The organism is Streptomyces sp. ISL-12 (assembly GCF_018614415.1).
In the GTDB taxonomy this organism is placed as follows: Bacteria; Actinomycetota; Actinomycetes; order Streptomycetales; family Streptomycetaceae; genus Streptomyces.
This window is the reverse complement of the sequence record NZ_JAGGOO010000084.1, coordinates 67,119-75,034: the sequence shown is the minus strand read 5'-3', so window position 1 is coordinate 75,034 and position 7,916 is coordinate 67,119. Positions and strand designations below refer to the sequence as shown.

The following is a 7,916-nucleotide window of genomic DNA, read 5'->3' as shown; positions in this document are numbered from 1 at the left end:
TGATCCAAACGACAGGCCCTAACGGCCTACGCGACGGACCATGGCCGCCGCGACCACCGCGTAGACCAGGGCTACGGTCACGACAAGCGGTACCGAGCGGCCGTCCGGCGGCAGCATGAGGGCGGCGACCTTGGCTGCGCCGACGAAGGCGACGTTGAACAGCACGTCGTAGACGGAGAAGATACGGCCCCGGAAGGCGTCGTCGACCGAGGACTGCACGATGGTGTCGGTCGCGATCTTCGAGCCCTGGGTGATGAGCCCCAGGACGAACGCGGCGGCGATCAAGGGTGCGGTGGCGAACGGGAGGCCGAGGGCAGGCACCAGGACCGCGGCGGCCGCGGCGCACAGGGCCATCCAGCGGCCGGGGCCGAGTCGGCCCGCCGTCCAGGGGGTGAGGACCGCCGCCGCGAAGAAGCCGGCGCCCGAGACACCCAGCGCCAGTCCCAGCAGGGCGAGTCCTTCGTCCGTTCCGGAGGTCAGGGCGTACCGGCACAGCATCAGCAGCATCACCAGCAGGGCGCCGTAGCAGAACCGCATCAGCGTCATGGCGGCCAGCGACCAGGCCGCCTCCCGGCGGACCGGCGCGGCGAGGTGCCGGACCCCTGCCATCAGGTCGCGTGCGGTGCCGGTGAGGGCGGTGGCCAGCCGGGGCCGGATCAGCGCCCGGTCGGGCCCCAGCAGGTCCGCCGCCATGCGCAGCGAGGCCAGGGCGCCGCACAGATAGAGGACGGCTCCCAGCACCACCACCGCGGCGTCGGTGTCGGCGATCACGATGCGGACGACGAAGGCGAGACCGCCGCCCGCCGTCGCCGCCAGGGTTCCGGCGGTCGGGGAGAGCGAGTTGGCGATCACCAGGCGGTCGGTGTCGACCACCCGGGGCAGCGCGGCGGACAGTCCGGCCAGGACGAAGCGGTTGACGGCGGTGACGCACAGGGCGGAGACGTAGAAGAGCCAGTCCGGGACCGAGGCGATCATCAGGAGGGCCGTCACCGAGGCCATCAGGGCGCGCAGCAGGTTGCCGAAGAGGAAGACCTGGCGGCGGCGCCAGCGGTCGAGCAGGACGCCGGCGAAGGGGCCGACCAGCGAGTACGGGAGCAGCAGCACCGCCATGGCGGAGGCCACCGCGGCCGGCGAGGTCTGCTTCTCCGGGGAGAAGACGACGTAGGTGGCGAGTCCGACCTGGTAGACACCGTCGGCCCCCTGGGAGAGCAGGCGGACGGCGAGCAGGCGCCTGAACCCCTTCAGACGCAGCAGGACGCGCAGGTCACGGACGACGGCCATGGGGCACAGCCTCACATACGGGGAGGGCCCCCGGGCGTACTGCCTCGGGGGCCCTCCTCCGTTCGCGGGTCGGAGCGGCTCAGCGCTCGACCTCGCCCGCGATGAACTTCTCGACGTTGGCGCGGGCCTCGTCGTCGAAGTACTGGACCGGCGGGGACTTCATGAAGTAGCTCGACGCCGACAGGATCGGGCCGCCGATGCCGCGGTCCTTGGCGATCTTCGCGGCGCGCAGGGCGTCGATGATCACGCCGGCGGAGTTCGGGGAGTCCCAGACCTCGAGCTTGTACTCCAGGTTCAGCGGAACGTCACCGAAGGCACGGCCCTCCAGGCGGACGTAGGCCCACTTGCGGTCGTCCAGCCAGGCCACGTAGTCGGACGGGCCGATGTGGACGTTGTCCGCGCCGAGGTCCCGGTCGGGGATCTGAGAGGTGACGGCCTGCGTCTTGGAAATCTTCTTGGACTCCAGGCGCTCGCGCTCGAGCATGTTCTTGAAGTCCATGTTGCCGCCGACGTTCAGCTGCATCGTGCGGTCCAGGACGACGCCCCGGTCCTCGAACAGCTTCGCCATGACACGGTGCGTGATGGTGGCGCCGACCTGCGACTTGATGTCGTCGCCGACGATCGGGACACCGGCCTCGGTGAACTTGTCCGCCCACTCCTTGGTGCCCGCGATGAAGACCGGGAGGGCGTTGACGAAGGCGACCTTGGCGTCGATGGCGCACTGGGCGTAGTACTTCGCCGCGACCTCGGAGCCCACGGGCAGGTAGCAGACCAGGACGTCGACCTGCTTGTCCTTGAGGACCTGGACGATGTCGACCGGCTCCTCGGCGGACTCCTCGATGGTCTGGCGGTAGTACTTGCCGAGACCGTCGTGGGTGTGGCCGCGCTGGACCTGCACGCCGGTGTTCGGCACGTCGCAGATTTTGATGGTGTTGTTCTCGGAGGCGCCGATGGCGTCCGCGAGGTCCAGGCCGACCTTCTTGGCGTCCACGTCGAACGCGGCGACGAACTCGATGTCGCTGACGTGGTAGTCGCCGAACTGGACGTGCATCAGGCCGGGGACCTTGGCCGCCGGGTCGGCGTCCTTGTAGTACTCGACGCCCTGCACCAGCGATGCGGCGCAGTTGCCCACACCGACGATGGCTACGCGAACCGAACCCATTCCGGTTGCTCCCTGTGTGTACGAGTGAGGCCCTGGCCGGGCGCTCACGTGGCGGTGTCGTCGGGCGTATCCGGTCGCGGGTCGTCCCCGGACCGGGGCAGACCGCCCGGCGCTCCATGTGTGGTGTCCTGTCGAGCGGACCCCTCGGGGCCGGAACCGCGCAGGTCCCGTCCCGCCCGCTCGCTCTCGATGAGCTCGTTCAGCCAGCGCACCTCGCGCTCCACGGACTCCATGCCGTGGCGCTGGAGCTCCAGCGTGTAGTCGTCCAGACGGTCCCGGGTGCGCGCCAGCGAAGCGCGCATCTTCTCCAGGCGCTCCTCCAGCCGGCTGCGGCGCCCTTCCAGTACGCGCATGCGTACGTCACGCGACGTCTGTCCGAAGAAGGCGAAGCGGGCGGCGAAGGTCTCGTCCTCGTACGCGTCGGGACCCGTCTGCGAGAGGAGCTGCTCGAAGTGCTCCTTACCATCTGCCGTCAACCGGTAGACGATCTTGGCTCGGCGTCCCGCCAGAGGGGCGGTGGCCTCAGGGGTGTTCCCCGGTTCCTCTATCAACCAGCCGTTGGCGACCAGCGTCTTGAGACAGGGATACAGCGTTCCGTAGCTGAACGCCCGGAACACACCCAGTGACGTGTTGAGCCGTTTACGCAGCTCATAGCCGTGCATCGGGGACTCGCGGAGCAGGCCGAGGACGGCGAACTCAAGGATGCCGGAACGCCGGCTCATCGTCGCCTCCCCTTGGTCGCCTGGGTCCTTATGCCGAGCTGATGTATCGACTCGATACATCCAGACGATAGAACGGCCTCTCGTGTGCGACAAGAGGAAAACCCGTGAACGGGATCACATCGTTGATTCATGGAAAGCAAGTTGCCTGATTTGAGGTGAACTTCGAAGCTCAGGGGTTTCGCCGGTGCGTAGTCTGTGCGCCATGCAGACCACCGGGAACCGAGTGATGCCCGGGGGCGTCCCTGTCCCTGGTGCAGTACGGGTGAATACGGCAGGGGCCGCATCCGTACTTCGGGGGGACCGGAAACCAGCCGCCGTTGCCAGGCGCGCAATGGTGCGCCTGCCCGAGGAGTAGTCGTTCGATGAGCGAGCACCGTCGCAAACCGCCGCAGCCGCAGGGAGGCGGACGTGCCGCGGCCCGACGCGGCCAGTCCGGTTCGTCCTCCGGCCGCCGTGCGGCACCGCGAGGCGCCACAGAGTCTCCGTCCGGCTCGCACGCGCCGGGAGGTGAGGAACAGTACGGGAGCCGCGCCGAGGCCCGCCGTGCGGCCCAGCGCAGCGGTGGTGGCCGTCGCCGAGCGGCCGAACCGGGCCGCGGCGGGAGGCGCGCCGCCCCGCCGGGGCGCGGCCGGGCGCCCGCGCCAGGCAAGAAGCGGATCATCGACTATCCGCGCTTCGACAAGTACGGATGGCGCCGCTGGGTGCCGTCCTGGAAGCTGGTCTCCGGCCTGTGCGTCGGGTTCTTCGGCGCCATGGTCGCCGCGGCGGGCATCGCGTACGCGATGGTGGGCATCCCCGACGAGGCGAAGACCGCGACGGCGCAGAACAACGTCTACTACTGGGCCGACGGCACCCAGATGGTCTCCACGGGTGGCGAGCGCAACCGGCAGATCGTCGACCTCTCGCGGATCCCCAAGGCGATGCAGAACGCCGTGATCTCGCAGGAGAACAAGACCTTCTACGACGACAGCGGCATCGACCCCAAGGGCATCGCGCGCGCCGTGTACAACATGGCGATGGGCGGCGACACCCAGGGCGGCTCGACCATCACCCAGCAGTACGTCAAGAACGCCATGCTGGACGACCAGTCGCAGACGATCTCCCGCAAGGTCAAGGAGATCTTCGTGTCGATCAAGGTCGGCACCAAGCTCAAGAAGCAGGACATCCTCGCGGGTTACCTCAACTCCGCTTACTACGGCCGCGGCGCCTGGGGTATCCAGGCGGCGTCACGGGCGTACTTCGACAAGGATTCCGAAGATCTGAACCCCGGGGAGTGCGCCTTCCTCTCGGCGATGCTGAAGGGCGCGACCTACTACGACCCGGCCGGAGCGACGTCCATCGACTCGGCCGCCACGCCGAAGGCCAACCAGAAGCGGGCCCTGCTGCAGATGCAGGACACCCTCGACAAGATGGTCGAGTACGAGCACCTCAGCGAGACGGAACGCGCCAAGTACACCGAACTCCCCAAGTGGGAGAACCCGCGGTCGAACACCCAGCTGAGCGGGCAGATCGGTTACCTGGTCGACCTGGCCAAGGCGTCGCTGGTCAAGAACGACGTGGTCACCACCAACCAGCTCGAACAGGGCGGGTACTCGATCTACACGACCTTCGACAAGAAGAAGGTCGAGGAGCTCGAGAAGGCGGTCACCAAGGTCTACAAGGAGAACATCGACCCGAAGAAGCGCCCCGACAAGGACACCGACGTCCAGTTCGGCGGTGCCTCCGTGAATCCTGAGACCGGTGCCATCGAGGCCATCTACGGCGGTCAGGACGCGACCACGCACTTCACCAACAACGCCGATGTGACCGGTGCCCAGGTCGGTTCGACGTTCAAGCCGTTCGTGCTCGCCGCCGCGATGACGTACGGCGTCCGTGATCCGGACCTCGGTGAGGTGCAGTCGGAGGACGAGCGCACGGTGGTCTCGCCGAAGAGCCTGTACAGCGGCAAGAACAAGTGGAAGGTCAAGAACTACGACGGGAGCGTCTGGCAGAACGAGAAGGGCGAGGAGTGGCTGCAGACCAATGACGGCGGTGCCGACGCCACCGCCGGTGAGGCGCCGGACTTCATGATCGACCTTCGCGAGGCGATGCGGGAGTCGATCAACTCCGCCTTCGTCCAGCTCGGCATGGACGTCGGCCTGGACAAGGTGAAGGACTCCGCGATCAAGGCCGGCCTGCTGGAGGACAGCCTGGCCGGCACCACGTTCCCCTCGTTCTCCATCGGTATCTCCGACCCGAGCGCGATCCGGATGGCCGGCTCCTACGCCACCTTCGCGAGCAGCGGCAAGCAGCGTGACCCCTTCTCCGTGACCAAGGTGACGAACAAGGACGGCACGATCTATACGCACAAGGTGCAGACCGAGCAGGCGTTCACCGCCAAGGTCGCGGACAACGTCACGGACGTCCTGAAGACCGTCGTCGAGAAGGGCACCGGTAAGAACGCCCGGCTCACGGGCCGGGAGGTGGCCGGCAAGACCGGTACGACCGACGGCAACAAGTCGGCTTGGTTCGTCGGCTACACCCCGCAGCTCTCCACCGCGATCAGCATGTTCCGCTACCCGGACGACGAGAGCGTCAAGAACCGGCAGTTCCTGGAGATGTACGGGACGGGTGGCCAGGAGGAGATCCACGGTGCCTCGTTCCCGTCCGAGATCTTCAAGGACTACATGGAGGACGCGCTCAAGGGCGAGCCGGCGGTGAAGTTCCCCAAGCCGGAGGCCATCGGCGAGGTCGTCAACGACGAACCGTCCCCGTCGGCCACCGCCTCGGCCACGGAGACCGAGGAGGCGGAGTCGGAGAGTCCGTCGCCGACCCCGACGCAATCGGAGACGCAGGAAGAGACCTCGCCGTCGCCCACCACCAGCGAGACCTGCGGAGCCTGGGAGTGGGGCTGCGAGGAGGGGTCGGACGGCGGTACCGAGACGGGCGACGAGGGCGATGGTGACGCCAGCGAATCCCCGACGTCATCCGCCACGGAGTCGGAGGAAGCCGGCAACTCACGAGGCAATGACGGAGGCATCTTCGGATAGCTGCCGGATCGCCCGGCATGGGTGTTTCACGTGAAACACCCGTATGTTTCACGTGAAACAGGGCCGCCGCACCGACCGGGTGCGGCGGCCCTCGGCGTTTTCAGAGGTACGTACGGCAGGATGTGCCTCATGCCCAGTGCAGAATCGACGCAAGCGAGCACCCGGCCGGACCCGGTGCGGCCGACCCAGGAGGACCAGGTCGCGGCGGCCGGCAGTGAGCTGTTCGGTGGCCCCCTCGGCCGACGGGCCCTGCTCGGTACGTCCTGGTGGACCCCGGTACGGGTGATCGCACTCGTGGCGATCGGCATGTTCGCCCTCGGCCTGGTCCAGAAGGCGCCCTGCTACAACGGCGGATGGTTCTTCGGCGCCGGCTCGCAGTACACACACGCCTGCTACTCGGACATCCCGCACCTCTTCACCGGACGCGGGTTCGCGGACGGGCTAGTCCCGTACTTCGACAAGATCCCCGGCGACATGCAGTACCTCGAGTACCCGGTGCTGACGGGCGTGTTCATGGAGGTGGCCTCCTGGCTCACGCCGGGCGGCGACAGCATCCAGGACCAGCAGCAGTGGTACTGGCTGGTCAACGCGGGCATGCTGATGATCTGCGCGGTGGTCATCGCGGTCTGCGTGACCCGTACACACGGACGGCGACCGTGGGACGGCCTGCTGGTCGCCCTGGCGCCTGCCTTCGCCCTCACGGCGACCATCAACTGGGACCTGCTGGCGGTCGCTCTGACGGCCGCGGCGATGCTGATGTGGTCCAGGAGCCGCCCCCTCGCCTTCGGCGTCCTCCTGGGGCTCGCCACGGCCGCCAAGCTCTACCCGTTCCTGATCCTCGGACCGCTGCTCGTCCTGTGCTGGCGAGCGGGCAAGTGGCGGGAGTACGGGATCGCCCTCGGCGGCGCCGCCGTCTCCTGGCTCGTGGTGAATCTGCCGGTGATGCTCTTCGCCTTCGACGGCTGGTCGAAGTTCTACACCTTCAGCCAGGAGCGGGGCGTCGACTTCGGATCCTTCTGGCTGGTCCTGGCGCAGAACTCGGACGACCCGCTCAGCACCGAGACGGTCAACACCCTGGCCATGCTGCTGGTGGCGCTGTGCTGCGGCGGCATCGCGGCACTCGCGCTGACCGCGCCCCGCCGGCCGCGCTTCGCCCAGCTCGCTTTCCTGATCATCGCGGCCTTCATCCTCACCAACAAGGTCTACTCGCCCCAGTACGTCCTGTGGCTGGTGCCGCTGGCGGTGCTCGCCCGGCCTAAGTGGCGGGACTTCCTGATCTGGCAGGCGTGCGAGGTCGCCTACTTCCTGGGCATTTGGATGTACCTCGCCTACACGACCAGCGGAGACGCCCACAAGGGGCTGCCGGCCGACGGCTACCACTGGGCGATCGGACTGCATCTGCTGGGCACGCTCTACCTCTGTGTGATGGTGGTCCGCGACATCCTGATGCCGGACCGGGACCCGGTGCGCAGGGCCGGTGACGACGATCCCTCCGGCGGGGTGCTCGACGGCGCCGCCGATGTCTTCGTCCTCGCCCGCGGGGCGGGTCCGGGGCGGGACGCGGAGGAGTTCGAGGGACCGCACGTGGAGTGGGGCACCGAGCCGCACGGCGACGGGCCGCGCTGAGCGGACTCCCGGGGAGCGACTGCCTCCCCGGCACGCGGAAGGCCGTACCCGGCGATCCGGGTACGGCCTTTGTGCTGCGGGAGGGCCTCGGCGGGC

General features: G+C 68.2%; 5 protein-coding genes. 2 read left to right on the top strand and 3 right to left on the bottom strand.

The annotated features are described in order from the left end of the window. Nucleotides 1-18: 18 nt before the first annotated feature. The 3 genes from J7I94_RS23505 to J7I94_RS23495 all read right to left on the bottom strand — a co-directional run bounded on the left by J7I94_RS23505 (nucleotide 19) and on the right by J7I94_RS23495 (nucleotide 3,165). A complete protein-coding gene (locus tag J7I94_RS23505) occupies nucleotides 19-1,281 on the bottom strand; it encodes an MFS transporter (RefSeq protein ID WP_215169705.1) in 1,263 nt (420 codons plus the stop codon). Between the two features lie 79 nt (nucleotides 1,282-1,360). Beyond that, nucleotides 1,361-2,443 (bottom strand): inositol-3-phosphate synthase, encoded by a 1,083-nt coding sequence (locus tag J7I94_RS23500; RefSeq protein WP_215169703.1) that lies wholly within the window; start codon nucleotides 2,441-2,443, stop codon nucleotides 1,361-1,363. 44 nt (nucleotides 2,444-2,487) lie between these two features. Further along, nucleotides 2,488-3,165 carry a PadR family transcriptional regulator gene (locus J7I94_RS23495; protein WP_215169701.1) on the bottom strand — a complete coding sequence of 226 codons (678 nt, stop codon included), beginning with the start codon at nucleotides 3,163-3,165 and terminating at the stop codon, nucleotides 2,488-2,490. A gap of 362 nt (nucleotides 3,166-3,527) precedes the next feature. Between J7I94_RS23495 and J7I94_RS23490 the strand changes: the two genes are divergently transcribed. Beyond that, nucleotides 3,528-6,194, top strand: coding sequence for a transglycosylase domain-containing protein (locus J7I94_RS23490; protein ID WP_215169699.1), 2,667 nt, complete (start codon nucleotides 3,528-3,530; stop codon nucleotides 6,192-6,194). A 129-nt stretch (nucleotides 6,195-6,323) separates the two neighbouring features. Next, entirely contained in the window at nucleotides 6,324-7,820 is a 1,497-nt protein-coding gene (locus J7I94_RS23485) for a glycosyltransferase family 87 protein (RefSeq protein WP_215169697.1), read from the top strand. Nucleotides 7,821-7,916 lie beyond the last annotated feature (96 nt).